Raw genomic sequence first — 25709 nt, forward strand, 5'->3', positions numbered from 1 at the left:
AAGGATGCGAAAGTTTATACTTCTGGGTTTGTTCGCCGGACTAACGGCGTGCGCCTCTGCACCGACAACCTATGCGCCCTCTGCCGGGTCCAATCGCGGCTATTCCGAACGGCAAATTGAATCCGACCGCTTCAGAATCCGTTTTGACGGCGGATCGGATGTCAGCTTTGAAGAGCTGGAGGACCTCGCCTTGCTCCGCGCTGCAGACCTGACTCTGGAGCGGGGTGGCGACTGGTTTGAAATTGTTTCCCGGTCCAGCGATGGCGATGATGAGCGGCCGGTACGCGTGGGTGGGTCTGTTAGTCAGACGTTTGGATCGCGCCGCTATTCCGGGTCGGGCGTTGGCATTGGCATCCGGTTTGATCCCGGCGCCGGCGACAAGACGATCTTCCTGGAAATTCTCATCCGATCCGGCCCTCTGCCCGATCGTCCCGATGCCTATGATGCCCGGCAGATTGTCCAGCGGCTCGGCTAGGCGAGTTTCCCTTTGGCCTGACCGACCCAGTCGTCCCGCTCAATCCGCCCCCGCGCAGTGAGTGTCTCATCCCATTTGGCGATATCCGTCTTGGTCCATGTGGCGATCTGCTGAAAAGACGTCACCCCTTCTGCATTCAACGCTTCAGCGGCTTTCGGCCCCAGACCTTTCAGCTCCGTCAAATCATTGACCTCAATCGGTCTTGATGGCGTCTTGGGACTGGCTGCGGCTTTCTTTTTTGCGGGTTTGGCCACTGGCTTTGAATCTGCGGATTCCGGCTTTGCCGACGACTGGCTGACCTCAAGCGCGGCTTGATGGCGCGCGGCCACGCTGGACAGGCTATCATTCTCGCGCTGCAGGCGACCGATCTCGTCCTTTGCGGCCTGCAGGGCTTTGCCGGCCTCGCCCGAGGCTGACCAGAGACGCCAGCCGAGCCCCAAGCCAATCAGAAAGGCCATGAGCAGAAAAAACCACATCTGCCAGATTAACCAGAGCATTCAGCCTTCTCCTTCACCGTCCAGAACAATCCGGACAAGTTGATCCTGATCCGCGCTGACAAGAGCGCTGACGCGATTTTCGTCTATGCCGAAGGTCACCAAAGCATTGCGCACGGATTCGGCGCGCGATCGGGCCAGTGTTTCGGCTTCGCTATTTCCGCTTACGACCGGGCGGACACTGACGCCCAATGCACCGGACGGGCATACGGCGAATACGGCTGCGACGTGTTCCAGGCCGGCGCGAGCCCCCGGCGACAAGGAAGCACTTCCCGGGTTGAATCTCAATCTTCCCATGGCGAAAGCGGCATCAAGCAGCATTTCGCAATCCCGCGCGGAATCGATGCGCCCGAGCACTTCATCATCGGCCAAGATGAGCGCGACCGGCTGTATTGTCCCAGCAATATTCCCGATTGACTCAAGAATCTGCCGGGCATCCTCACTGCTGGAGGATACGCCATAAAGAACAGCGGAATCGGTATCCAGAATTACGGCGCCCCGCTCCAGCCGCTCCAGACCGGTCAGCAATGTCATGGCGGATTCCAGCCAGTCATCCGGATTATTATTGCCGGATCGAGCCGCCAGGCGCGGCTCTATACGCCCCCGGAAAAGCGAGCTCACTTGTTCGATCAATCCGGTTCTGGCGGCATCTCCCGGCGCAATACCGGATAACGTCACACCATCGGAGTTGTATACCGCAACAATTCGGCTTTCTGCCTCTCCCGGCTGGGGGATGCTGTTGTCAATAATGCGCGTAATACCCCCCGCAAGCCATCCACCAGACCATTCTGCCGACCAGAGGGCCTCTAGAGCCGCGCTGTGCTCTGTCTCATTGGGCCAGCGACCGGAGAGGGTTGCGACCTGCCCATCAACCGAAACGCTCGCCCAGCGAAAACGCCGAGCCGACAAAGCGTCATCTGCCGCTGACTGGAGGTAGGTTTCCAACTGACGTGGCGCTATCGGGCTGAAAACCGACGTATACACCGAGAAGGCCAGAAAGACGGCCAGTCCGATCAATAATGTGCGGCGTTCCGATGACATTCAGCACTCACTTCCCGACAACATCATAACGCAAAAAAGGCGCTTCCACAGGATCGGTGATTCTATCGCAATAAAAAAGGGCCGGAGCATGGCTCCGGCCCTCATTTCTAAAAGCCAGACTGTCTAGCGGCGAGCGCGGAGCGTGACGCCCCACATACGCGGCTGGCCAAGGAAGGCATTGAACGAGCCCGGCTGGAACGGACCGTCAAAACCGACCTGGATGTAATCCTCATCCAGAAGGTTGTTGGCGAACAATTCAAGTGCCCAGCTCTGATCATCAGCGCCAATGCCTACACGCGCATTGAAGACCGAATAACCTTCCTGGATTTTTTCCGGGTCGAGGTCAGAGCCGGTATTTTGCTCTGACATGTAACGACCGCTCAGGTGTGCCAGCCATTCCATGCCATTCCCGAATGGGCGCACATAGCTGATTGACGCAGATGTGTACCATTCCGGGGCCAGCGAGAAGTTCTGACCGGAAAGACGGTCAACATCCGGCGTGCCCGTCGCAGCGAACGAGTTATACGTGGCGTCGGCGTAAGTGATGCCACCCTGAATGGTCAGGCCCTGAACTTCTTCCGGGAACCAGAGCACCTCAAGCTCGGCTCCTTGTGTAACTGCGCCTTCATTCAACGACGTCACGAAGAAGGCCAAACCGTTGAACGTGTTCAGCTGGAACGATTCAAAGTCGGAATGGAAGAGGTAGAGGTTGGCCAACAGTGTGTCGTTGAGCGCCTCGGTTTTAAAACCGACCTCGAAGGAGTTCACAATTTCCGGATCGAACTGGGCCGGATACGGGCTCGTTCCAGCCAGAACATTGGTGAAGTTCACAGCGTTGGAACCAGCTTGTGTGAAGCGGTCGAGGTTGAAGCCGCCGGCCTTGTAGCCGCGCGAATAGGTACCATACATCAGGAAGTCATCGTTGAAGCGATGCGACAATGACACCAGCCCGGTGAACTCATCTTCCGACAGAGATTCATTGAAGTTGATGTTCGAATACACATCCCGGGCGCTCGGCAAGCAGGTGAACGTGCCGAACTGGATGAGGCCGGCGACAGACACCTGAGATGCTTGCGAGAAGCCGGCGAGGATTGCCTGGTTCTGTGCGGTCGAGAAATCGAGCGCTTCACCAAAGACGGTTTCCCAGACATCACACGCTGGCGCATTGCCCGGCGAGAATTGCGCCGTGGCGTCTTTCTCGGTCGAGTTCCAGCGCAGACCAAATGTGAGATCGGTATTTTCCGTCAGTGCGAACGTGTTGTGGGTAAAGATGCCAAACGTCTGGCCATCCTGCTCATACCGGTCGCCGCCGCTATTCGCACTACCTGCCGGGAAGCCCTGGCCGGGTGCCAATGGCGTGAAGCCCGGAATGAAGGCACCGCCAAGACCGTTAGCCAGCGTTGTCACCAGAACGGGATTTCCGCCACCGATGAGCCCCAGATAGGCTTCAAAGTCTGAGCCGTACTGAATAGCATCGCGACGAACCAGATCTTCGGTCGAGACGAATGCACCAACCATCCAGTCAAGATTCTCGCGTTGCCCCTGAGCACGGAGTTCAAACGTCGAGTTTCCGAATTCAAACGAGTTCAAAGACGGATCACGGTAGACGATATCGGCGCCCGTGAAATCCGTGTCCTGACCCGTGACAATTTCATACTGGCGAGTCGAGCCGATCGCTGTCAGCGAGAAATTTTCGAATTCATACTCGTATTGGAATTGGAAGCCGCCATCTTCGATGTCCTGCGTCGTGTCGCGGTTGGACTGAATTACGCGGCTGAATGGGTCTTCTGAACCCGGCAGCGGACGGCCGCCCGGTTGCAATCCATTCACGGCTGCGGCGGTCGGACCCGACACAATGCTCGGCGCGCCACAACAATTCTCGTCACGACTGGTAAAGTCGCCCTGCAGGGTCAGCTCACCACGATCGCCGATGTTGAACAGCAGCTGACCGCGAATGGTGTAGAAGTCCTGATTGTTATCTTCATTGATTGTGCGGGGACCGCCAAAGGTCTGAACCGACTGGAAGCCATCGCGTTCGCCCCGCGCTGCGTAAATCCGGAAAGCAGCCTGATCTTCTGCGATCGGGCCGGTTACACTGCCTGCAATGCGGAAACCATCCGCGCCGCCTGTCAGATACGTCGCTTCGGCATTAGCGCCGAATTCGAATTCAGGCCCTGCGGTTACAATATTGATGATACCGGCAGAGGTGTTCGCGCCGAACAGAGTGCCCTGAGGGCCGCGCAGCACCTCAATGCGCTCGATTTCGCCGAGATCGCCGAAGCTGACGCCGTTACGCGCCCGCGGAACACCGTCAATCACGATACCCACAGATGATTCCAGGCCCGGGTTATCCCCCACCGTGCCAACGCCGCGGATACGTGCGGTCGTGGAATATTCGCTGGATGTCGATGTAATATTCAGTCCCGGCGCGATCACTGCCAGATCGCGAATATCGCGAATACCTGCATTTTGAAGCAGTTCGGCTGTATAAGCGGTCACGGCAACCGGGACATCCTGAATGCCCTGTTCGCGTTTTTGGGCTGTGACGGTGATGACATCGACCGTCTGACGTTCCTGAGCAAAAGCTGGCGCGGTAAACGCCGCGGCGGATACGGCAGCCATAAGAGCTGCGCGACTGATCATTTTCATTCTGTTTCTCCCGGTCCTGGACGAGCCAGTTGTGCTTATCTCGGCATTTTTGCCGTTATTGATATCGTAATTCTGTCTTATTTCCGTCAAAGGAAAAAGGACAATCCGCTTACGGAAATGCCGCATAAGGCCTGAAAGCCAAGTATCCTTTGCCTTTTCGACGGCATCGTTGCACTGATGTCACATTAGACGCGTTCTAAACCTTCGCACTCGGCCGCGCGGCAACGGCATCATACCAGCGATTGAGCGCCTCATGATTCTCGCCGGGGACAAGCTTCACCCAACCGGCAAAATCAATCACAACATACGCTGTGATGTCCGCGACAGAGAAAGCCTCGCCTCCCAGATAGGCCTGCTTGGACAACCGGTCATTCAACAGATCGAAGAAATGGCCGATCCGCGCCTTTCCGCGTTCAGCAAGCTCGGGAATTTGATCGTAATCCTTGGGCCCCGTCAGTGCCCTGCCTTTCATTCCGGGCAGAGAATTCCGAATGATTTCCGCCATAGCCAAAAGGCCGTCACTTTCCGCAATGGCGTTCCATTCCGCAATCACGGCCTTTTCAACGGGATCGCGCCCCATTAACGGCGGATCAGGGCGGATTTCCTCGAGATATCTGGCAATCGACGCATTGTCGCCGAGTACCTGCCCGCCGGGCAATTTCAATGCGGGCACGGTGCATCTTGGATTAATGGCCCTGTAGGCCTCACCCAATTGCTCCTTGTTACGCAAATCAACCTGAACAGTTGGAATATCCAGCCCTTTTTCAGCGATGAAAATTCGCGCCCTGCGCGGACTGGGGGCCGTCGCGCAGTCATAAAATATGTGATCTTCCATCATGAGAATTGTCCCGGTCTTTCGCCCGCTACATGGAGCCGGGATTCAATTTCCCGTCCCAGCAGCAACAACTGATCTTCGCCAAACAATGGTCCCCAGAGCGACGTGCCGTGAGGAAGCCGATATGTTTGCTCCTGCCGCGCTGCGCCACTTGCCGTCAGCGGATTCAGTGTCCGCTCGACAAAGCCCGATCTGAAAATCAGACTCGGATGGCCCGTGAAATTGGTGATCAGCAACATATTCGACGCGAAGTTGGGCCCGATTACCACATCACACCGGTCGAAAATGTTCGCCATGACTTCACAGACATCTCGTCGAAAGCGGTCCACATTAACGTAGTCCACGGCAGAGCGCAGGCGCGCACGTCGCCACGTATTTGGCCAGGCATTCGGTTCCTGCCAACGCAATGAATCATCTTCGCCGGACAAGGTCAGCTCTTCAAACGCGGCGGCGGCTTCCACCTCGACGACCGTGCCCAGCGCGCCATAAGGCAAATCCGGCAGGCTGATTTCAACCAGCTCACAGCCAATACCCCTGACGGCCTGCAAGGCGGCCTGGTCCGGTGCCGCTGCATTCTCAAAATCGCCGGGCAAGTATCCCACTCTCAATGATGATGTATCCGCACGCCAGTCGACGTTGAAAGACGTGTCGAGTGAGGATGCATCCGCGACGTCATAACCGTTGAGGACGTCAAGGATCAGCGCGGCGTCCGCCACTTCGCGTGTTATCGGACCGATTTTATCGAGCGACCAGCAAAGCGCCATGGCCCCGGCGCGCGACACCCTTCCGAAGGTCGGACGAAGACCGGTCGTCCCGCAACGGTGCGATGGTGAAACAATCGACCCCAGCGTCTCGGTTCCGATCGCAAAACTCGCCAGCCCTGCGCCAACAGCGGATGCCGATCCCGCGCTGGACCCGGAGGAGCCTTCATTCGGATTCCAGGGGTTGCGCGTGAGGCCGCCAAACCAGAGATCATTATAGGCGATGGCTCCACTGGTTGATTTCCCGAGCAGAACGGCGCCAGCATCACGCAGCCTTTGATAAACCGCCGCATCATCTTCCGCGATTCGGTCCTGATAAGGCGTAGCGCCCCAGGTGCTGCGTATGCCGGCAACGTCAATAATGTCCTTGAGCGCATAGGGCACCCCTTGAATGGGACCAGCATGCTCGCCCCGCGCCAGAGCAGCATCAGCCGCCCTTGCCTGCTCAATGGCCAGTTCGGGCGTGACCGTGACAAAGCACTCCAGCTCACCTCCAAACTGTTCAATTCGGTCGAGATAGATTCGCGTCAGCCGTTCAGATGAAATTTGTCCGGCGCGAAGCCATTTCGACTGCTTCCATGCGGATGAAAACGCAATATCAACGTCCCGAGACGGAACAGAGCCAGGCGTAATGTCAGGAACAGTGTTCGAGCCCCCTTGGGGCAAATTGTATGAAACGCCGGGGAGGCGTGGATCAAATGTCGTCGCCGGTTGGAGCGAATTCGGCTGGTCGATGGCCCGCAAGCGCGCCGCATTTTCAGCCCAGTCATCCAGACCCACAATCATCTGCTCGACTTCGGTGTCAGTATAATCAATGCCGAAAAGTCCTTCGGAACAGCGGATCATATCGCCGGTCAGCCGTTCCTGCGCATTTGCCTGTGAGCCAAGGGCAAAAGCGCCCCCTCCTACCGCCAGACCATGCAGCAATTCGCGTCGTGTCGTCGCCATGCCCACCTCCTTTTATGAACCCAACATAAACGGATTGATCCCGTTTCCCATCAAATCACCCTAATTCAGCCCGCATTGCCGCCGCAATCTGCCACATTTCATGGTTAATAAATCAATTGCGTCGCTCCCGACGTGGGCTGTCTAAAGAAATTCTGGGGGAGAAAATGGCACTTAATGATCTGAACGAAACCGCTACGCGGCAGTTTTACAAGCCGGAAAATGAACGCGATCAGCGGTCGCGGGCTCTGGCCAGCGAACATTTTTCCAATGGCGCTCATATTCAGGACTTTGACCTGCAATTTGCGCTGTCCCGCGCCCGGCGCGACTTCGAGAATTTGCGAGCCTTTCGCCGCACGTCCGGCTGGGCCTTCGATGATCCGATCGGCAAGGAAAAAAGCGGCAACGCCGGCAAGCCGATTGAGCGCTCTGCCATTTATCCGGATTCGCATCTGCTGACATTTTCTGTTCTGGCCGCTCTTGTCCTGTTCGAGGGACTGGCCAATGCCTACTTCTTTGCCGGCAGCTCTGACCTGGGACTGCTCGGCGGTTGGCTGCAAGCCATTACCGTTTCGTTCGTGAATGTCATCACGGCCTTTTTTGTCATTGGCTATCTCTGCCTGCGTCACTTGACCAATCCGCAAAAGCGCTGGTCGTTTGCGGCGGCCGCGCTCGGCCTGCCGATTGCGATCGCGTTCATCATTGTGCTCAATCTCGCGGCTGCCCACTATCGCGACCTCCTGGAAATCCATGCGGCGTCACTAGCCCTAGGCGGGACGGACGTCACCGGCGAGCTGATCGCTCCCATCCAGCATCTCATTGCCGCTCCATTCTCATTCCAGACCCTCGAAGCGTATCTCTTGCTGACACTGGGCCTGACCTTTGGCATCATTGCTGCCTATAAAGGCCGCACGTTTGATGATGCGATCCCGGGCTTTGGTGTGGTGCAACGCCGCGCCGAGCGCTCGGCCCGTGAACTCAATCGGGTGGTCAAGAAAGCCGCGGGTGGCCGTAATTCGCCGGAAGAGCAAATTGCCGAAGCCCAGATTCTGCTTATGGATATGGCAGAAGATTTCGGATCAGCGCGCCCGCGCTGATCCCGCCTTTGGGGGGTGATTGATGTCCGGACGCGACCTGCTTGGTATATTCAACCTGTTACTCGTGGCCGGAGTGGTGGCAGCGGTCAGTTATTTCGCCCTGACGCTGCGGCCCGCTGAATACGATGCGGACACGCTCTGTATTGCCGGCATCGTTCCCCCTCACCGCGTTGTCATCATCGACAAGACCGACCTCTACTCCACTCAACAAGCTGCCGCGATCGAGCGGATTATCCTGACCCAGCGTGACACGCTGGCCGTCGGCGAGCGATTGTCCCTGTTCGAGCTGGATGAATCCGGGCGCCTTGACGACACAAATCAGTTCTCGCTTTGCAATCCCGGCAGCGGAGATCAGGTCAATCCGCTTTATCGCAATCCTGATCGCATTCAGGCGCGCTATGAAGCCCTGTTCGATGCCCCCCTGCAGCAAGCTCTTGCGGATCTGGTGATCGCGAAGGACGCGCCGCAAAGCCCGATCCTGGAAGCGCTTGCCGAGCTGACGCAGCAGGAGTCCATGGCGCAGACTGTGCCGGGCCGCCGGATCGTTCTGGTCAGCGACATGTTACAGAACTCGGACATTTTTTCTGTCTACGGCCGGTCACGCGGGGCGCTGCCCGACCGCCTGCCGCCGGTTGAAGAGACAGTCCAGGCCATTCGCGATCAATACGGTTTCGCGCTCGGCGGCGTCACAATGGAAATTCACCTGATCGAACGGCCCGGCTGGGAAACCGAGCAAACAGGGCCTCTCCGCGCTTACTGGACGAACGTGTTCAGGCAACTAGATGTCAACGTCAGCTGGCAGATTCTACCCGCTGACTCGTATTCCTGAACCACCAACCTCTTAGAAGTGCCAGACCGCTCGGGCGATGAAAGCTTCATCGTCCGTATCGCCGACGCCGAAGCGGTATTCCATTTCCAGATCCAGTCTTTGACGTGGGGCAGACGTCTCGCTCTCGTCGAACCAATGTGAGAAGACAACACCCGGGCCCACTTCCAGACGTTCGCGGATCTGGAAGGTATCGTCCGACCATTGCGCCACGCCCGTCAGATAAGGCGTCACGGTCCAGCGATCACCGGTACGGAACCGTCGTCCCTGACGTATAGAAGCATAGGCGGACAGGAATTCCGGATCATCGGGGATATACGCCAGATCAGCGAAAGCCGTGGTGTAATTCCAGCTGCTCTCATTCGGATTCCAGTCAAGCCCGCCCGACCAGCCATAACTGGCGCGTAGCAGCCAAGCATCGCGCGCCTGATCGCCGCCCGCGATCATTCGCTCAGCCGCCAGATAAAAGTCATGATCAGCGAGCGGCTTCCAGCGGGCCCCGAGGCCCAACTGCAAGGTGTCTTCATTCAACGTGATCGTTCCGGGATCGGCAGAAACATAGCTGCGCCCGAAAAGCGTCAGTCCAGTGTTCGACGTATTGAACGCATCCGGTCGCCAGCCAAACTCACCGCCGAGCTGGGTTTCGTTAGGCCCCGTCTCCGGCAAGTTGATCGAGTTTGGTGCAGACCCGTCGCGATAAGACGCAAAGACGAAACCGTATGTCGATCTCTCCAGCTGTTCGACCTGGCGGCGAAGACGGTAAATACGCGCATCGCGCTCATCCGCGGTTTCACCCTCGCGCATGGCGGGGTCCAGGATTGCTGCCCGAAAAGCCGAAGCGGCCTCGTCTTCGCGATCTGACTGCAGCAGCGCGTATCCAAGATCCTCACGCACGGCTGAACGAGATGGATCAATAGCGAGTACCCGCTCGAACAAATCGGCCGCAAGATTCGCGTCGCCGCCCCGCTGCGCCGAATAGGCCGTGGATAAAAGAATATCCACATTGCGCGGGTCGCTTTGCAAAGCGCTGCCAAACTCCGCAAGAGCGGCGCGTTCGTCGCCGGCTTGCTGAAGAAAGAGGCCCCTCTGAAAGCGTCGATATGGACGATCCTCAATTTCGATTGCGCGGGCCAGATACATGGCCGCCGCGGCGAGTTGGGTATCGGCCATGACAAGCGCGCGTTCCTCAAAGTAAAGCGCCAGATCAGGGCCGGACAACTCTGCCATTTCGATCCGCTGGAGGCGAGCTGCGCCCGATTGTGGGCGCCCGTCCAGCCTTGCTGCCCGAGCCGCCATCAACTCGTCAAAGGGGGCATTGGTGATTTCAGCGGCCTCATTCCAGCCTATGGCAGATCGCGAAAACTCGCCGGCGGCCTCAGCCTGATAGCCCAGGCTGCGGAAAACATAGGCTCGCTGCGCATAGTCGAGCTGATGGCGATAGATAACGGCCTGCCAGAAGGCTTCCGAGGCCTGTGCCGCATTTCCGGTTTCGACCGCGCATTCCGCTGCGGCAATATAATCCAGCGCTGTGCGACTTGCGTCGGCGACGGCCTCCAGCGCAGGCAAGGCGATAGCGCACCCTGATTGTTCTAACTGGCTGCGAGCCTCCGCCCGGCGTTGCTCCACTGGCCGTGGGTCGTCATCCGCGCCGGCTGACACTGCGAAGCTGATCGCCGTTAAAGACGCGGTTGTCGCCAATAGGAGGCGGGGGCGCAAATTGTGTTTCGCCGGCGTGATCCAGCCGCGACTATAATAACGGGACATCAGGCATCCTCCTTCACCAGGTCAGCATGCGCCTCCTGGATTTCACTCCATTCCACATCGGTCAGGTAGCCCAGCGCTTTCGCGCGTTGCACAAAGCCTAGTGGAGGCTTGGGTTGAGCGGCCAGCGCCGCATCGAGATCTGTCATCTTTATGAACCGTTTCGCGACAAGGGCATTTCCCAATGCCGCCTCATCCAGCGCGTCGACACCTTTTTGTTCGGTGAGCAATTGCGCATGGCTGAGTGCGCCGCGACGAACAAGGTGGTCCCCTAGACGGGTCCAGTCCTTGCGCAGGCTTCGCCAGACTGTCGCAATCTGCTCGTTGTCCAGTATGGACAGGCGCTTCAGGACGCGAGCCGCTCTGATATCGGATTCCAGAAGGCCCGGTTCATAACCAAAGCGGATTCCAAAACTGACATCGCTCAAGGGTGCGACCGAAACTTTCAAACTCCGGCCTACCTTGTGGCGAAGGTCAGACAATTGTGTCTCACTCAGAGGCTCACCGACGGCCAGGTGCAGGCTGCGGCCGTCGCGAGCGACAGGAAACGCGCCGTACTTTGCGGCAAGCTCACGCGGAAAATGCTTCAGCGCATCAGGCTTGGTGTCGAGTGGATTGAGCTGAATGCGCTCCAGCCCTTTATGCTCGGCCACACCATCGGCCAATTGATCATCATTGATGTCGCCCAGGTCGAGAAGCAGCAGGCCCAGCGGACGATATTCGTCTTCCTGCAAGGCCAGGGCGCGTTGCAAGGCCCGCTCGTCAATCGCACCCCAATAAATCAGAGCTTCACCGAGGCGCCCTCCCTCACCCTGTCCCAGTTCTGCCATGGAGGGGTAGGCGTGTGCGGTCTTGTCCCAGGTAATCCTGTTTCCGCTAATGACGTGCCAGAGATATCGCCGGGCTGCGCGCATGGATGCGAGATAGCCGATATAATTCGCCCAGACCATTCGAACCGGAACGAGTACAGCGTATTTCAATCCATGGGCGGCCGTTGTGAAAATCAAACGGTGCACAACGCGATTTACGAGGAACACAAAATTGATGAGCACGATTGTCCAGACCCAGGAATTCGGGTCGATCAGCGGCGGTAAGCCGCCAGCTTGTGGAAAGAGCGTTGCTATCAACCAGTAGAGCGCCCACTGGAGCAATATTGCATAAGCCAGCATGCCCGTAGGTGCGGTCCAGATTGCCTTCCGGTCGCGGTAGAGAAAGTATCGATGCGAGGCCGGGCCGATCCACCCCAGCTGCTTCCAACCCAGATAGGAAATACCCAGCATCCATCGTGATTTCTGGCGCACGGAAACCGTTGCGTTATCGGGAAAGAATTCACGCGTGCTGACAAGCTCGCGCCGGAATTTTGTCACGTCCCGATTCGCAAACCAGGCCTTTCGCGTCCCATACGGCATGCGCGCCCAGTAACGAACAAACATGGATTTCAATCCGGCCTCATAAAAGCGGTGGCCGATATCATAGTCTTCGGTCAGCGAATCCACGTTGAAGGGCTGATTGTGACGCTCGGTTCTCAGCAACTCGATGGCGTCGCGACTGAACGCCGTTGCGACGCCAGCGGACGGCACCAGATCCGTCATGTGTGACCTCGCAATCAGGTCCTTGCCGTGCCACTCGGCAAACTCGTCCATATAGTGGCAGGCTGTAAGCGATGACCATTTGCGCGGCATGGACAGGACCGGCAGTTGCAACATGTCTGCCCGATCCAGATACGCATTGATCACTTTGAAGGACATCGGATGAATAACGTCTTCGGAGTCCTGCATCAGGATGCCATCAAAGCGCTCGCCCAGCTCTTTTTCACGCTTGACGATTCCGGCGATCATCCAGTTTAGATTGTCGGCCTTACACGTCGGGCCGTTTTGGCCGACAAACGCGATATTAATCCCCTCATTCTGGCGAACAATCCGGTTCACCTCGTCAATCGTTTCCTGATCATTCGGATAAACACCGACGAAAATCTCGTAATTCCGATAGTCTATCGTGTTAAGCGTATTGACCAGCATGCGGCCGATAACGTCGGCTTCGTGCCAGGCGGGCACCATTACCGCCAGCTTCTTTTGCTCCATTTCATGGAGCTGCTTCATGGTCGGAACATATCGAAACGGCCGCGTGACAATACGCTGAAGGGTCAGCACCCAATAATAGAGATCGAGAAAGGCATCATCGACAGACGAGATGAAGATTGCGATGGCCGCATAAACCGTCAGCCCGCTGAGAACTGCCCAGTAGAAACGAACGGCCTCGCCGGACAATAGACGCCCGAGCGTAGCCTCAACCCAGACCAGAAAGCCTGGGTCTATTGTGGCAATTTGCGCCAGGGATGGGTCAAACCCGTCCATCAGCTGGCCTGCCTGAAGCTATTCGGCTTGCCCAATTCACGCGTCAAAATGTCAGTAATGCGAGCGCTCGCCGTCCCATCACCGAACGGGTTCTGGCGACTGGCCATTTTGCGGTGTGCAGCGGCTCGGGTGAGAAGCCTTGAGGCCTCTCTTACGATGACATCGGGATCGGTCCCGACCAGCTTGGCAACACCGGCATCTATGGCTTCTTGCCGTTCTGTTGTTTCGCGTAGAACCAGCACCGGCACATCAAAACTGGGTGCCTCTTCCTGGACGCCACCTGAATCCGACAAGACAAGGTGGCTGACTTTCAGAACAGCGATGAATTCGGGATAGGCCAGCGGTGCAACGACATGGATGCGGTCAACCCTGCCCAATTCAGCTTCGACCGTTTCACGAACGCGGGGATTTGAGTGAGCAGGAAAAATTATCCGGATATCAGGATGACGTTCGACGAGTGACCTTGCGGCACGGCAAATGTCTGAAATGCCGTTGCCCCAGTTTTCACGGCGATGCGCCGTCAAAAGGATGAGGCGTTCTTCCGGCTTGAGTTGTGCCAGCACATCCGGCGCACGGACCTGATCTGCCATTTGCAGAACGGTATCGATAATAGTGTTGCCGGTGATCCAGATCCGGGTCCGGCGCACGCCGTCCAGACGCAGATTCTTTTCTGCGAGTCGGGTCGGCGCAAAATGAAAATCGGCGATCGGCGCGATCAGGCGACGAAAACTCTCTTCGGGAAACGGATTATTGGTGTCGCCGCTGCGCAATCCGGCTTCAACATGTCCCACAGGCACTTTGTGCAAATGGGCTGCCAGCGCGCCGGAATAGGCACTTGCCGTATCTCCCTGAACAAGGACCGCTTGCGGCCTTTTCACCTCGACCCACTGCCCCAGCTGAGACAGCAAGCCTGCGGATAACTCTGTTAACGACCGCGCATCCCAACCACCGGTAAGCGTGATGTCGGGCGAAATGCCAACCGCTTCGAGCGCCTGCTCGGCCAGATCGCCGTGTTGTCCCGTGGCGATCCAGAACGGCTCCAGCGCCGCTGTGTTCAAACTCCGGTAAACCGGCGCGAGCTTTAGAATCTCAGGCCGCGTTCCCGCTATAATCGCGATTCCCATATCGCCCCCCAGTGCGATGGTGAGCACGCCCACCGGAAATCCCTCGCACCGGGAAAGTCGCTTTGAATCAGGGAGTAATAACCGCCACTAAAAGGCGATTCCGGGACAGAAAAGACAAAACCGCCCCAAATGGGGCGGTTAAGTGTTGGTTAAGTCCAATAAGGGCGATCAGGTGTCAGGCTTATTCATCCTGCATTCGGAATTCGATTTCCGCATCGGCGGCAAGCCAAACAACGGCCGCCCACGCCGCCACATTCTGTGCAAAGTCGTCCGGATCGATTTTATCGAATGTGTCGTCGGGCGTATGATGAAGATCAAAATAGTCCGTCCCGTCCTGCATCAGGCGGAACACAGGTACGCCCTGGGCGGCCAGAGGAATAATATCCGGGCCGCCGCCGCGCGATGCCCGGTCGCCGCGCAAAATACCGAGCGGTGCAATTATGCCCTGAACCTCATCCATGAACAGCGTACCCTCTTCACTCGCTCCTGATGTCAATGACAGGACAGGTCCGGCACCGAAATCAGATTCTGAAGCCATCACGATATTGCCGGTTTCGGCAGCATTCTGCCTTGCATAGGCAAAGGCTCCCAGCAGCCCGACTTCCTCGGCTCCAAACAACACAACCCGAATCGTGCGGCGCGGAGCCCGTGGCAGCTGGCTGATCAAATGAGCGGCCCCCGTGACGATTCCAACCCCGGCACCATCATCTACGGCACCGGTTGCTTCGTCCCAGCTATCGAGGTGGGCGCCGATCAGAACGATCTCGTCTGGCAGTTCGCGGCCGGGAATCTCGGCGATCACATTTCCTGACTGTCTTTGACCGCGCCAACCGGCAACAACCGACAGACTGACGATGATTGTTTCACCGGTATCGTGAATCCGCTCGATCTGATCAGCATCTGGTGCAGACAATGCGACAGCGGGAATGGAAGATGATATTCCGGTCTCGGCGTAGTCCGGATATTCGCTCTCGATATAATCGACAACTATCGGGGAGTGGCGACCGGTCTCGATAGTGTTTGGCTGAGGTCGGCTCATCATCCCCGTATGGGGGAAACGTCTTGAATCTGTTCCCACCGAACGGATCATGACACCAAGAGCACCGCGCGCTTCAGCTTCAAGCCAAGCGAATCGGCGTTTTTCATTGGCGGTATTATATCCACCACCATTCTGGAGGCGGACCATACGATCATTCACATAGGCTATGCGACCATCCAGCCTTCCATCAAAATCATAGAGATCCTGAAAACTGTCGAAAAAAACAAATTCGCCTTCAATTCCGCCCTGTGGCGACGCGGCCGATCCGCCCAGCGCTGAGGCGTAGAGTGGCTGAGGAAAAGGCGAAACTATCGACGCCCGGATAGCACCTCTGTCCCAGTAGGGCATGTCGAAAGGTTCAATGCGTACGTTCTCGAAACCAAGTTCAGTGAACATCTGGACGGCCCAGTCGCGAGCCCGCGCTTCCTGCTCGGAGCCTCCGAGGCGGGGCCCGACTTCCGTGGTCAGCGACCGAACCACTTCATATCCCGTATCGGACTCCAGCCCCCGCTGCATCAGCTCCCGGGCTGTATTCGCGGCGTCTTCGCTGATCAGCGCGTCGTCCTGCGCAAAAGCAGAGGCTGATAGCAAAAGGCAGGCGGCACTCGCAACGCGAATAAGCATGTTGGTTATCTCCCAAAACCCCGTGTTCGCCGGGAAGCTAACCCGGCTCAACTCGCCCCTCAAGGCAGGCGCTCAGACGCAGGCCTCCTCCCGGTATGCAAAGTCATGAAAAGCACCCTATATTCGGGCAAAGTAATCGGGAGTACCGCCGTATGATTGAAATGACGATTTCCGGACGGGCAAAGGATCTCGGCGGATTTTCCGTCCGGCGGCTGATTCCTGTCGCCAAAAAACGCCTCGTCGGGCCGTTCATATTTTTCGACCATATCGGACCCGCTGAATTCGAGCCCGGCACTGGCATCGATGTGCGTCCACACCCGCATATCGGTCTTGCGACCGTGACATACCTCTTTGATGGTGAAATGGACCACCGCGATACGCTCGGCGTTCATAAAACGATCAAGCCCGGCGATGTGAACTGGATGACGGCGGGGCGCGGCATCGTTCATTCAGAACGGACTGGTGAAACGGCGCGCGCCGCTGGTCACAAACTGCACGGCATCCAGACGTGGGTCGCCTTGCCGACCGAAGACGAGGAAACGGACCCGTTTTTCAGCCACCATGCCTCCGGAGAATTGCCCGAAATCGAGATGGATGGCGTGAAGATGCACCTGATTCTGGGATCGGCTTACGGTAAAACATCTCCAGTGAAAGTGTTTTCTCCGATCTTCTATCTGCATGTCGAATCTGAATCCGGCTCCGTTTTCAAACTGACCGACGAGCACGAAGAACGGGCTGTGTATGTCGTCAGCGGCGAGATCGAAATTGATGGCCGCTTGTTCGGTGAAGGCGAGATGATCGTGCTGGATGATGAGGCGTCGATCGGTATACGCACAGTGAAAACGGCCTGCCTTATGATATGCGGCGGCGAAAAGCTGGCGGGAGACCGGCATATTTTCTGGAATTTCGTGTCCAGCAACAAGGACCGCCTTGAGAAAGCCAAGGCCGACTGGAAAGCGTCAGCTGATGCCGAATTCGAGAACAGCGCCTTTGCTTTGCCACCGGGCGAAACCGAACACATTCCGCTACCTGAGTCATAATTCGTTATCTGGCCCTGCACTTGCAGTGGGAGAATAGACTTGATGCCGGGCGTCTCGTCCCTTAGTGAGGGCGTTTAACCGGCAAAACGCGCAACAGGATGGATCGGTCGCTACGGGCGGCATCCAGCAACCGGGGGGTATCATGTTCGAGCAGGCGAATGACCGCGATGCGAACGTATTGGCATATCTGGGAGTTTCCAGAACCGGGCCGCTAAATCACAATTGGAACGAAGCCGCCCTGTATCAGGAAGCGGTTCAGCGTGGCGAAGGCGAAGTCGCCAAAGGCGGTGCGCTTGTTGTGAAGACCGGTCAACACACGGGCCGATCTGCAAAAGACAAATTTACTGTTCGCGATGAGACCACCGAAGACACGGTCTGGTGGGACACGAACGCTTCGATTACGCCTGACCAGTTCACGGCGATATGGGAGGACTTCCAGGCCCATATGGCGGACAAGGAATTGTTCGTTCAGGACCTGTTTGGCGGCGCCGACCTTGACCATCGCCTTCCGGTTCGCGTGGTAACGGAATTTGCCTGGCACTCGCTTTTCATTCGCCACCTGCTGCGTCGTCCGGAAGCCAGCGAACTGGCCACTTTTGACCCGGAATTCACCATTGTGAATCTTCCCAGTTTCCAGGCCGACCCCGAGCGCCATGGTTGCCGCAGCGAAACCGTCATTGCCGTCGATTTTGCACGCAAAATGGTATTGATCGGCGGTACGTCCTATGCCGGCGAAACGAAGAAGTCGGTATTCACCATTCTCAATTATCTGTTGCCGGCCAAGGGCATCATGCCAATGCACTGCTCGGTGAACACCGATGGCGACAATGCAGCGATTTTCTTTGGTCTGTCCGGTACCGGAAAAACCACGCTTTCGGCAGATGCCAGCCGTACGCTGGTCGGCGATGATGAGCACGGCTGGTCGGAAAACGGCCTCTTCAATTTTGAAGGTGGCTGCTACGCAAAAATGATCCGGCTCTGCCCGACGGCGGAGCCGGAAATTCACGCCACTACACAACGCTGGGGCACTGTGCTGGAAAACGTTGTCATGGACCCCGTCACCCGGGAGCTTGATCTGGACGACGCGACACTGGCTGAAAACAGCCGGGGCGCCTATCCGATCGAGGCCATTCCAAACGCTTCCGACACCGGTCGCTGTGGTCAGCCCAAAAACCTGATCATGCTGACGTGTGACGCCTTCGGTATCATGCCGCCGATCGCGAAACTGACGCCTGCGCAAGCCATGTACCACTTCCTGTCGGGCTACACCGCAAAAGTCGCCGGCACCGAAAAAGGCGTCACTGAGCCAACAGCGACCTTCTCAGCCTGTTTTGGCGCGCCCTTCATGCCGCGCCACCCGGCCGAGTATGGCGCTCTTCTGCGTGAACTGATCGCGGAACACGGCGTCGATTGCTGGCTGGTCAATACGGGCTGGACGGGCGGTGCCTATGGCGAAGGCCAGCGCATGCCGATCAAGGCCACGCGCGCTCTGTTGAATGCGGCCCTTGATGGTTCGCTTAACAATGCCACCTTCCGCCAGGACCCGAATTTCGGCTTTATGGTTCCGACCGCTGTTCCGGGTGTTGAGAGCCGCATTCTCGACCCGCGGTCCACCTGGACAAATCCGAACGCCTATGACGTCCAGGCAGCAAGACTGGCAGAGATGTTTGTCTCGAATTTCACGAAATTCGAGGATCATGTTGCCCCCTATGTGCGCGCAGCCGCTCCGACCCTGGCCGAGGTCAACGTGGCCGTCGCGGAATAGAACGCCTTCACGATTAGCGTTTTGACAAAGTCCCGGTAGCCTCTCTACCGGGACTTTTTATTTGGAGACAGATTATGCAACGGATCATTTTCACCCTCGCCACAACCGTTTGCCTTGCTGGTTGTGGTGGGTCGACAGACACTGCCGCCCCAGACACTCTGTCCTGGACATCGCCGAACGCAAACGAACTTCTGGGCGTCTATCAGGACGCCGGCGATAGCGTCGCTGTGATTGATCAGAATGGATCCGACTACGGACCGATGTCCATGTTTGTCAGCGGAGTCGAACTGACGCCGGAAAGCGAAATCGCGGCTTTGCGCGAGAGAGCAAACGATGTGACGCAGGTTTCGTCCGGATCGGCCAATTGCACCGAAATCGAGGATGTCCCGCTGGAACAGTTCTGCATGCTCTCGGTTAGCGGGTTCGAGATCGTCCCCGACGGCATGGAATGCATGGATATGGAATGCGGCGAGAGCTATTTCGAGATCACGGCGCGCCTGCGTCAGACCGCGCCGGGCGAATGGGAAGTTGTTGGCGAAACCGCCAGCGGCCTATTCGCCGGCTAACCAGCCCTCAGAAAAGGAAAAGCCCCCGGCAAGTGCCAGGGGCTTTTTTGGGTGCGGGAGTAGGATTTGAACCTACGACCTTCAGGTTATGAGCCTGACGAGCTACCGGGCTGCTCCATCCCGCGTCAAAACCCCATCCTTCAAGGACGGGAGGGCGTATCTAGGCCATGACGGAGGCTGATGCAAGGCCCGTCACACTATCATGACAGCTTGGCGACTGCTTTTCTCTCGCCTATGCAGAAGCCATGACAAATTCCGATCCCCGCCCCTGGGGGGCAGATGCTCCATCCGGCCTGTTTGAACGTTTTCTGGAACGCGCATGCACCAGTGACAGCAAGGTCTGGGCACGGCTGGCCAGCTGGTTTGCAACCGACGCGGTCGATGTCGAAAGGCTTGGCTTTCGCGCGCGATTGCATCCGAAAGACAATCTCTCGGAAAAGCGGGTTCTTTATACTCCCGGCCGTTTTGACCCTGCTGAGCTGGCCTATCTATCCTCGATGATCGATGACGGTTTCACCTTTATCGATCTGGGTGCCAATTGTGGCGGATATACGCTTCATCTCGCCGCCAAGGCCCCGGAGAGTGCGCGCCTGTTCGCGATCGAGGCGCAGCCCGAAATGGCGCGAAGATTCGCTTTCAATCTGGCATCCAATCATTTTGCTGCGGTAGTTCAACTCGATGAACTGGCGATATCGGATGAGCGCGGCGACATCATTTTCACTATCAATCACCGCAATAGGGGCGAAAGCGGACTGGCGGGAGAAGGCGAGACAATTACGGTTCCGGCCCTGCCATTGGCCGACTATCTCGCAGAGCGCTCGATTGAGCGGCTTGATGCGATGAAGATTGATGTTGAGGGTCTGGAGCATCGCATTCTGGCACCCTTTTTCCAGAACGCGCCCAGGACAAGATGGCCACGCTGCCTGATCGTCGAGCAACTTCTGGCAACACCGGCAACGGACCCGGTCGCTTTGGCGGTCGCGGCCGGTTACCGCATCGAGCGGGATCTGGGTAGAAATGTCATCCTGACGCTCGGGCCGGCAGGCCATGAGTGATGAACTCATCAAATCGGCAGATGCTGCGTTTGCGCGCGGTGATGCCGCGGCGGCGCGCCAGTTGCTGAGACAGGCGGCGGATGCTGGCGACGTAAACGCTGCCTATGCCTATGCCATGGCGCTGGCTTATGGACAAGGCGGTCCCATTGACCATGCAGGCGCTGCCGACTTGATTTCGCAGATTCACAGATCCAGCCCTGCCGCGAGCAAGCTCCATCGCGTCGCGTTGGCATCTGGCTGGGCCGCCGGAACAGGCTGGGGCGAAGCCGCAGCCGCCCTGGTTGCTGACGCCCGCGCCGGCCAACCGGCGGAAATTCGTGAGGCTGGCCTGCTGTGTCTGATTGCCGGCGACCTTTCAGCCGGACGCACATTGCTGAGCATGGCAGCGTCGGAAGGCGACCCTCCTGCCGGCATGGCGTTGATGCGAATGGGCTTTGCCGATCGGGCGGCGCACTCTTGGGCTGCAGCTACGGCGGAAGGCCTCCAGCGGTCAAAGCATCCGCTCGCAGATGAGCTACTTGCCACCTCGCAGCGCCCCTTGCCGTCAAGCAACGGCATTGACTGGAAAAATCTGGAACACCTCCTTAGCGCGGATTTCTCTTCGGTCCCTGCTGCGGCGAACACGTTGGTCGAGGCGATCCACGCGCAACAATACACCGAAGCCTTGCCGCCGCCCGTCTGTGATTACATCCTGACCACGGGCCTGCGAGCATTGCGGTCTTCCATGGTCGTCGACCCTGACACCGGACAGCAGACAGCTGATCCACACAGGCAGTCCTTGTCGATGACATTTGCGCCCAATCTACAGGACCTGGTCCATGCCGCTGCTGAACACCGCATGGCGGCGATGGCCGGACTTCCGCCAGAAAACACCGAGCGTTTGAACCTGCTCTTCTATCGTCCGGGAGAACACTACAAGCCGCATGTCGACTATTTTGCACCGGACGACCCCGGCAACGCCCGTGAATTGAAGCGTGCGGGTCAGCGCGCGGCCACCAGCCTTGTCTGCCTCCATGCAGCCCGCGAGGGCGGCGCAACCCGCTTCCCGCGCTTTGATACAGCATGGACCGGTTCAATCGGCGAAGGGCTATCGTTCAGGAATACCGATGATGACGGCAATCCCAATCCGCTGACGCTACATCAGGGCGAGCCGGTTATTTCAGGCTGGAAAGCACTCGCCAGTCTGTGGATCCGGACCCGGAAAGCCGACTAGTCACGCTCGACACGGTATTCGCGTGACATTTGCCACTCAGTATTTGCTGAGCTGCGCCAGTCGACGCGAAACACCAGTTCTGTCTCCGATATTTCCAGCCAGCCAATACGCTGAAGACTGTCGGTCAGGTCATCCTGTGCGTGGTTGATATAAGGCGTTTCAGCGTCAACGATCGCGACGCCGGGATTCAGGTTGAACGACGCACCTTCACTTGCGGTCGCGGCGGAGTAATAACGATGCCCCTGCCCCGATTGATTATTGAGGTATAGCGCAAACCAGCGCTCCAACTGGGGGCTCCAGGACCAGAAGGTCAAAGAGCGATAGCCGGATTCCGGACGCTCGAAAGCCACCATAACTCCGCATCCGTCCAGCATCTGCCCCGCCGTGATCCGGGAAGCCTCCACTGTTCCGTCGGGAGAGGTGGCTGTGCCGGACCAGGCCCCGATCACGCCATCCAATGCTCCGTGCGGTTCATCCGAGCAAAGCAGGCCCTCATTATAACCGGGCAATGGCTCACTGGCCGGCGGCATGTCCACTTCCGCGTCAAGCCGGCGGAAGTCGACCGCCATCCAGGTAAACCAGCTGGTGCCGCGATCCGCTGTGTTTGCGCCATCCCAACGAAATGCATCCTCCCGGATGTCCGAGAAGGTATACCGGCGGATCTGCGGCTCGCCGTCGGGCGTCGTGCGCCGAAGGTCAGGACTGTATACAGCTATGCGGCCAAACCGTTCGTTTCCGGTCAGCTGATCGAGAAAGGCGACGCCGTCGTTTTGTGGCCCTGGCCAATGCTGAGCCATGATCCAGCGATCATTTTCTTCATCATAGTAACGAAGAGAGAAGCCACGCCATTGAGCGACGCCAGACGTCAACTCACTCGGGACCATCAACTCCATCACAGCCTTACCATCGAGTACAGGAATGACGAATTGATGCGTGTGCGAGCCATCCTCGACATGATCGAGACCGTCTTCCTCACGCCCCCGCCAGTTGGCGTCCCATTCGCCCAGCCAGAAATCATATTGTCGATGAACGGGCGATTGCCATTCCTCGGTGATCTCCGTTCCGAGCACATCATCCCAGTCGCGCGCCGGATCCGATTGCAGGGTCAATACGGACGCGGCCATCCATTCGATTATCATGGTCTCTCTCCCGGTTCTGGGCATACCATGACGAACCGAAATTAGCCCGCAATGAAAGTTTTCGTGAGACTTGACCCCAAGCCGCAAGTTAATGGACGGGCCACTCGCTCTCGCTCGTAAAGCGGTTTGTAGAGAACATTGAAGTGACATGGGTAAAGCGGAAACAGAAAAAGCCCCGCGGCGAACCACGGGGCTTTTCTGTAAATTGCATAGATCAGGGCTAAATCAAACGTGCAGACCGGGCGGCGACCTACTCTCCCATGCCTTAGGACATAGTACCATTGGCGCAGAAGGTCTTAACGGCCGTGTTCGGGATGGGAACGGGTGTGGAGCCTTCGCTATAACCACCCGGTCGGCACGTTTGATTCAGTTTCATTGAGACATCCAGATTTCCGACGCTCTGTCACGCGCGAACGAGGCGTTCGCCGTGCATGAACCGTCAAAAGATCAAGCCAATCGAGCTATTAGTACCAGTCAGCTTCATGTGTCGCCACACTTCCACACCTGGCCTATCAACGTGGTGGTCTTCCACGACTCTCAAGGAATACCTGGTTTTGAGGGGGGCTTCCCGCTTAGATGCATTCAGCGGTTATCCCTTCCGTATATAGCTACCCTGCTATGCCGCTGGCGCGACAACAGGTCCACCAGAGATACGTCCATCCCGGTCCTCTCGTACTAGGGACAGCTCCTCTCAAGTATTCAACACCCACGGCAGATAGGGACCGAACTGTCTCACGACGTTCTAAACCCAGCTCACGTACCGCTTTAATTGGCGAACAGCCAAACCCTTGGGACCTGCTCCAGCCCCAGGATGCGATGAGCCGACATCGAGGTGCCAAACAATGCCGTCGATATGGACTCTTGGGCATCATCAGCCTGTTATCCCCGGCGTACCTTTTATCCGTTGAGCGCTGGCCCTTCCATTCGGGACCACCGGATCACTATGGCCGTCTTTCGACTCTGTTCGACCTGTCAGTCTCACAGTCAGGCGGGCTTATGCCATTGCACTCAACGACCGATTTCCGACCGGTCTGAGCCCACCATCGCGCGCCTCCGTTACTCTTTGGGAGGCGACCGCCCCAGTCAAACTACCCACCACGCAGGGTCCCGGATCCGGGTTCACGGATCGCGGTTAGACGTCAACAAGAATTAGGGCGGTATTTCAAGGATGACTCCACCATGACTGGCGCCATGGCTTCAAAGTCTCCCGCCTATCCTACACAAATTGTCGCTAACGCCACTGCGAAGCTGTAGTAAAGGTGCACGGGGTCTTTCCGTCTGACCGCGGGAACTCCGCATCTTCACGGAGAATTCAATTTCGCTGAGCCTATGCTGGAGACAGCGGGGAAGTCGTTACGCCATTCGTGCAGGTCGGAACTTACCCGACAAGGAATTTCGCTACCTTAGGACCGTTATAGTTACGGCCGCCGTTTACCGGGGCTTCAGTTCGGAGCTTGCACTCCTCCCTTTAACCTTCCGGCACCGGGCAGGCGTCAGACCCTATACGTCGTCTTGCGACTTCGCAGAGCCCTGTGTTTTTAATAAACAGTCGCCACCCCCTGGTCTGTGCCCCTGTTCAGGAATATTAACCTGATTCCCATCGACTACGCCTTTCGGCCTCGCCTTAGGGTCCGACTAACCCTGGGCGGATTAGCATTGCGCAGGAACCCTTGGACTTTCGGCGAAAGTGTCTCTCACACTTTTTGTCGCTACTCATGTCAGCATTCTCACTTCTGATACCTCCAGGAGCCCTCGCGGGTCTCCCTTCATCAGCTTACAGAACGCTCCGCTACCACTCTTTCGAGTCCGCAGCTTCGGTGTATCACTTAAGCCCCGTTACATTTTCCGCGCAGGAACGCTTGACCAGTGAGCTGTTACGCTTTCTTTAAAGGATGGCTGCTTCTAAGCCAACCTCCTGGTTGTCTAAGCACTCCCACATCGTTTCCCACTTAGTGATAACTTAGGGACCTTAGCTGGCGGTCAGGGCTGTTTCCCTCTCCACTACGGACCTTAGCACCCGCAGTGTGTCTGCCTCGCTCTACTCTTCGGTATTCGGAGTTTGGTTAGGTTTGGTAAGTCGTTGGGACCCCCTAGCCCATCCAGTGCTCTACCCCCGAAGGTAATACGAGACGCTCTACCTAAATAGATTTCGCGGAGAACCAGCTATCTCCGAGTTTGATTGGCCTTTCACCCCTAGCCACACGTCATCCCCGTCTTTTTCAACAGAAGTGGGTTCGGCCCTCCAGTGAGTGTTACCTCACCTTCAGCCTGGACATGGCTAGATCACCTGCTTTCGGGTCTTATCCCTCGAACTCGTCGCCCTATTAAGACTCGCTTTCGCTACGCCTACACCTAACGGTTTAAGCTTGCTCGTCAGATTAAGTCGCTGACCCATTATACAAAAGGTACGCTGTCAGGCTTGCGCCCTCCAACTGTTTGTAAGCATCCGGTTTCAGGAACTCTTTCACTCCCCTTGTCGGGGTGCTTTTCACCTTTCCCTCACGGTACTGGTACACTATCGGTCGCTAAGGAGTACTTAGGCTTGGAGGGTGGTCCTCCCACGTTCAGACAGAATTTCACGTGTTCCGCCCTACTCGAGTCTCTCTCATCGACGCTTCATACGGGGCTATCACCCGCTACGGCCCAACTTTCCAGATGGTTCTGATAATCTAAGAGAGAGCACTGGCCTGGTCCGCGTTCGCTCGCCACTACTAACGGAGTCTCGGTTGATGTCCTTTCCTCTGGGTACTTAGATGTTTCAGTTCCCCAGGTTCGCCTCTTACACCTATGTATTCAGTGCAAGATACCCTTGCGGGTGGGTTTCCCCATTCGGATATCTGCGGGTCAAAGGTTGCTTGCACCTCACCGCAGCTTTACGCAGCATGCCACGTCCTTCATCGCCTCTA

At 57.3% G+C, this 25709-nt stretch carries 18 protein-coding genes, 1 tRNA gene and 2 rRNA genes (1 of these 21 cut by a window edge); 8 read left to right on the forward strand and 13 right to left on the reverse strand.

Going from position 1 to position 25709, the window contains the following annotated elements; genetic code table 11:
• Positions 1-4 precede the first annotated feature (4 nt).
• Positions 5-475, forward strand: a complete 471-nt coding sequence (locus P0D52_RS08090) for a CC0125/CC1285 family lipoprotein (protein WP_394692158.1) — start codon at positions 5-7, stop codon at positions 473-475.
• Here P0D52_RS08090 and P0D52_RS08095 read toward each other — a convergent pair.
• The 5 genes from P0D52_RS08095 to P0D52_RS08115 all read right to left on the reverse strand — a co-directional run bounded on the left by P0D52_RS08095 (position 472) and on the right by P0D52_RS08115 (position 7203).
• Positions 472-972, reverse strand: coding sequence for a hypothetical protein (locus tag P0D52_RS08095; RefSeq protein WP_394692159.1), 501 nt, complete (start codon positions 970-972; stop codon positions 472-474). The two genes, P0D52_RS08090 and P0D52_RS08095, sit on opposite strands and share 4 nt — an antisense overlap.
• Positions 973-2010: an OmpA family protein gene (locus tag P0D52_RS08100; protein WP_394692160.1), complete on the reverse strand. Its 1038-nt coding sequence runs from the start codon at positions 2008-2010 to the stop codon at positions 973-975.
• A gap of 123 nt (positions 2011-2133) precedes the next feature.
• The gene (locus tag P0D52_RS08105; RefSeq protein WP_394692161.1) at positions 2134-4659 is read right to left on the reverse strand and encodes a TonB-dependent receptor; all 2526 of its coding nucleotides are present in this window, start codon (positions 4657-4659) and stop codon (positions 2134-2136) included.
• 196 nt (positions 4660-4855) lie between these two features.
• Entirely contained in the window at positions 4856-5497 is a 642-nt protein-coding gene (locus P0D52_RS08110; protein WP_394692162.1) for a glutathione S-transferase family protein, read from the reverse strand.
• On the reverse strand, positions 5494-7203 hold the full coding sequence (locus P0D52_RS08115; protein ID WP_394692163.1) for an amidase: 1710 nt from the start codon (positions 7201-7203) through the stop codon (positions 5494-5496). Before P0D52_RS08115 ends, P0D52_RS08110 begins: the two co-directional genes overlap by 4 nt.
• A 164-nt stretch (positions 7204-7367) precedes the next feature.
• Between P0D52_RS08115 and P0D52_RS08120 the strand changes: the two genes are divergently transcribed.
• The gene (locus P0D52_RS08120; protein WP_394692164.1) at positions 7368-8297 is read left to right on the forward strand and encodes a hypothetical protein; all 930 of its coding nucleotides are present in this window, start codon (positions 7368-7370) and stop codon (positions 8295-8297) included.
• 22 nt (positions 8298-8319) lie between these two features.
• Positions 8320-9126, forward strand: coding sequence for a hypothetical protein (locus P0D52_RS08125; RefSeq protein WP_394692165.1), 807 nt, complete (start codon positions 8320-8322; stop codon positions 9124-9126).
• Positions 9127-9138: 12 nt separating this feature from the next.
• On the opposite strand, the gene P0D52_RS08130 is transcribed toward P0D52_RS08125, so the two are convergent.
• The 4 genes from P0D52_RS08130 to P0D52_RS08145 all read right to left on the reverse strand — a co-directional run bounded on the left by P0D52_RS08130 (position 9139) and on the right by P0D52_RS08145 (position 16025).
• The gene (locus tag P0D52_RS08130) at positions 9139-10887 is read right to left on the reverse strand and encodes a hypothetical protein (protein ID WP_394692166.1); all 1749 of its coding nucleotides are present in this window, start codon (positions 10885-10887) and stop codon (positions 9139-9141) included.
• Positions 10887-13238, reverse strand: coding sequence for a glycosyl transferase family protein (locus P0D52_RS08135; protein WP_394692167.1), 2352 nt, complete (start codon positions 13236-13238; stop codon positions 10887-10889). The genes P0D52_RS08130 and P0D52_RS08135 overlap by 1 nt, the downstream gene beginning before the upstream one ends.
• Positions 13238-14362, reverse strand: a complete 1125-nt coding sequence (gene wecB, locus P0D52_RS08140; RefSeq protein ID WP_394692168.1) for a non-hydrolyzing UDP-N-acetylglucosamine 2-epimerase — start codon at positions 14360-14362, stop codon at positions 13238-13240. Before wecB ends, P0D52_RS08135 begins: the two co-directional genes overlap by 1 nt.
• Before the next feature lie 181 nt (positions 14363-14543).
• On the reverse strand, positions 14544-16025 hold the full coding sequence (locus P0D52_RS08145) for a M28 family peptidase (RefSeq protein WP_394692169.1): 1482 nt from the start codon (positions 16023-16025) through the stop codon (positions 14544-14546).
• A gap of 152 nt (positions 16026-16177) precedes the next feature.
• Between P0D52_RS08145 and P0D52_RS08150 the strand changes: the two genes are divergently transcribed.
• From P0D52_RS08150 to P0D52_RS08160, 3 genes are all read left to right on the forward strand, one after another.
• Positions 16178-17065, forward strand: coding sequence for a pirin family protein (locus P0D52_RS08150; protein ID WP_394692170.1), 888 nt, complete (start codon positions 16178-16180; stop codon positions 17063-17065).
• A gap of 142 nt (positions 17066-17207) precedes the next feature.
• Complete coding sequence (locus P0D52_RS08155; protein WP_394692171.1) at positions 17208-18830, forward strand: phosphoenolpyruvate carboxykinase; 1623 nt, start codon at positions 17208-17210, stop codon at positions 18828-18830.
• 74 nt (positions 18831-18904) lie between these two features.
• Positions 18905-19396: a hypothetical protein gene (locus P0D52_RS08160; protein WP_187167106.1), complete on the forward strand. Its 492-nt coding sequence runs from the start codon at positions 18905-18907 to the stop codon at positions 19394-19396.
• Between the two features lie 48 nt (positions 19397-19444).
• Here the strand turns inward: P0D52_RS08160 and P0D52_RS08165 are convergent.
• Positions 19445-19521, reverse strand: a tRNA-Met gene (locus tag P0D52_RS08165).
• A 120-nt stretch (positions 19522-19641) separates the two neighbouring features.
• On the opposite strand from P0D52_RS08165, the gene P0D52_RS08170 reads away from it, so the two are divergent.
• Positions 19642-20451 (forward strand): FkbM family methyltransferase, encoded by an 810-nt coding sequence (locus P0D52_RS08170; protein WP_394692172.1) that lies wholly within the window; start codon positions 19642-19644, stop codon positions 20449-20451.
• The gene (locus P0D52_RS08175) at positions 20444-21664 is read left to right on the forward strand and encodes a 2OG-Fe(II) oxygenase (protein WP_394692173.1); all 1221 of its coding nucleotides are present in this window, start codon (positions 20444-20446) and stop codon (positions 21662-21664) included. The genes P0D52_RS08170 and P0D52_RS08175 overlap by 8 nt, the downstream gene beginning before the upstream one ends.
• On the opposite strand, the gene P0D52_RS08180 is transcribed toward P0D52_RS08175, so the two are convergent.
• The 3 genes from P0D52_RS08180 to P0D52_RS08190 form a co-directional block, all read right to left on the reverse strand.
• Positions 21661-22803 carry a hypothetical protein gene (locus P0D52_RS08180; protein ID WP_394692174.1) on the reverse strand — a complete coding sequence of 381 codons (1143 nt, stop codon included), beginning with the start codon at positions 22801-22803 and terminating at the stop codon, positions 21661-21663. The genes P0D52_RS08175 and P0D52_RS08180 overlap by 4 nt on opposite strands.
• 237 nt (positions 22804-23040) lie before the next feature.
• Positions 23041-23155, reverse strand: a 5S ribosomal RNA gene (gene rrf / locus P0D52_RS08185).
• 91 nt (positions 23156-23246) lie between these two features.
• Positions 23247-25709 (reverse strand): 23S ribosomal RNA (locus P0D52_RS08190) (it continues 41 nt past the right edge of the window).

Origin of the sequence: Hyphobacterium sp. (assembly GCF_043584775.1) — a bacterium.
In the GTDB taxonomy this organism is placed as follows: domain Bacteria; phylum Pseudomonadota; class Alphaproteobacteria; order Caulobacterales; family Maricaulaceae; genus Hyphobacterium.

Coding starts and splice junctions, on each gene's coding strand:
- P0D52_RS08090 (WP_394692158.1), top strand. CDS start 5: ATGCGAAAGTTTATACTTCTGGGTTTGTTCGCCGGACTAACGGCGTGC.
- P0D52_RS08095 (WP_394692159.1), bottom strand. CDS start 972: ATGCTCTGGTTAATCTGGCAGATGTGGTTTTTTCTGCTCATGGCCTTT.
- P0D52_RS08100 (WP_394692160.1), bottom strand. CDS start 2,010: ATGTCATCGGAACGCCGCACATTATTGATCGGACTGGCCGTCTTTCTG.
- P0D52_RS08105 (WP_394692161.1), bottom strand. CDS start 4,659: ATGAAAATGATCAGTCGCGCAGCTCTTATGGCTGCCGTATCCGCCGCG.
- P0D52_RS08110 (WP_394692162.1), bottom strand. CDS start 5,497: ATGATGGAAGATCACATATTTTATGACTGCGCGACGGCCCCCAGTCCG.
- P0D52_RS08115 (WP_394692163.1), bottom strand. CDS start 7,203: ATGGCGACGACACGACGCGAATTGCTGCATGGTCTGGCGGTAGGAGGG.
- P0D52_RS08120 (WP_394692164.1), top strand. CDS start 7,368: ATGGCACTTAATGATCTGAACGAAACCGCTACGCGGCAGTTTTACAAG.
- P0D52_RS08125 (WP_394692165.1), top strand. CDS start 8,320: ATGTCCGGACGCGACCTGCTTGGTATATTCAACCTGTTACTCGTGGCC.
- P0D52_RS08130 (WP_394692166.1), bottom strand. CDS start 10,887: ATGTCCCGTTATTATAGTCGCGGCTGGATCACGCCGGCGAAACACAAT.
- P0D52_RS08135 (WP_394692167.1), bottom strand. CDS start 13,238: ATGGACGGGTTTGACCCATCCCTGGCGCAAATTGCCACAATAGACCCA.
- wecB (WP_394692168.1), bottom strand. CDS start 14,362: ATGGGAATCGCGATTATAGCGGGAACGCGGCCTGAGATTCTAAAGCTC.
- P0D52_RS08145 (WP_394692169.1), bottom strand. CDS start 16,025: ATGCTTATTCGCGTTGCGAGTGCCGCCTGCCTTTTGCTATCAGCCTCT.
- P0D52_RS08150 (WP_394692170.1), top strand. CDS start 16,178: ATGATTGAAATGACGATTTCCGGACGGGCAAAGGATCTCGGCGGATTT.
- P0D52_RS08155 (WP_394692171.1), top strand. CDS start 17,208: ATGTTCGAGCAGGCGAATGACCGCGATGCGAACGTATTGGCATATCTG.
- P0D52_RS08160 (WP_187167106.1), top strand. CDS start 18,905: ATGCAACGGATCATTTTCACCCTCGCCACAACCGTTTGCCTTGCTGGT.
- P0D52_RS08170 (WP_394692172.1), top strand. CDS start 19,642: ATGACAAATTCCGATCCCCGCCCCTGGGGGGCAGATGCTCCATCCGGC.
- P0D52_RS08175 (WP_394692173.1), top strand. CDS start 20,444: ATGAGTGATGAACTCATCAAATCGGCAGATGCTGCGTTTGCGCGCGGT.
- P0D52_RS08180 (WP_394692174.1), bottom strand. CDS start 22,803: ATGATAATCGAATGGATGGCCGCGTCCGTATTGACCCTGCAATCGGAT.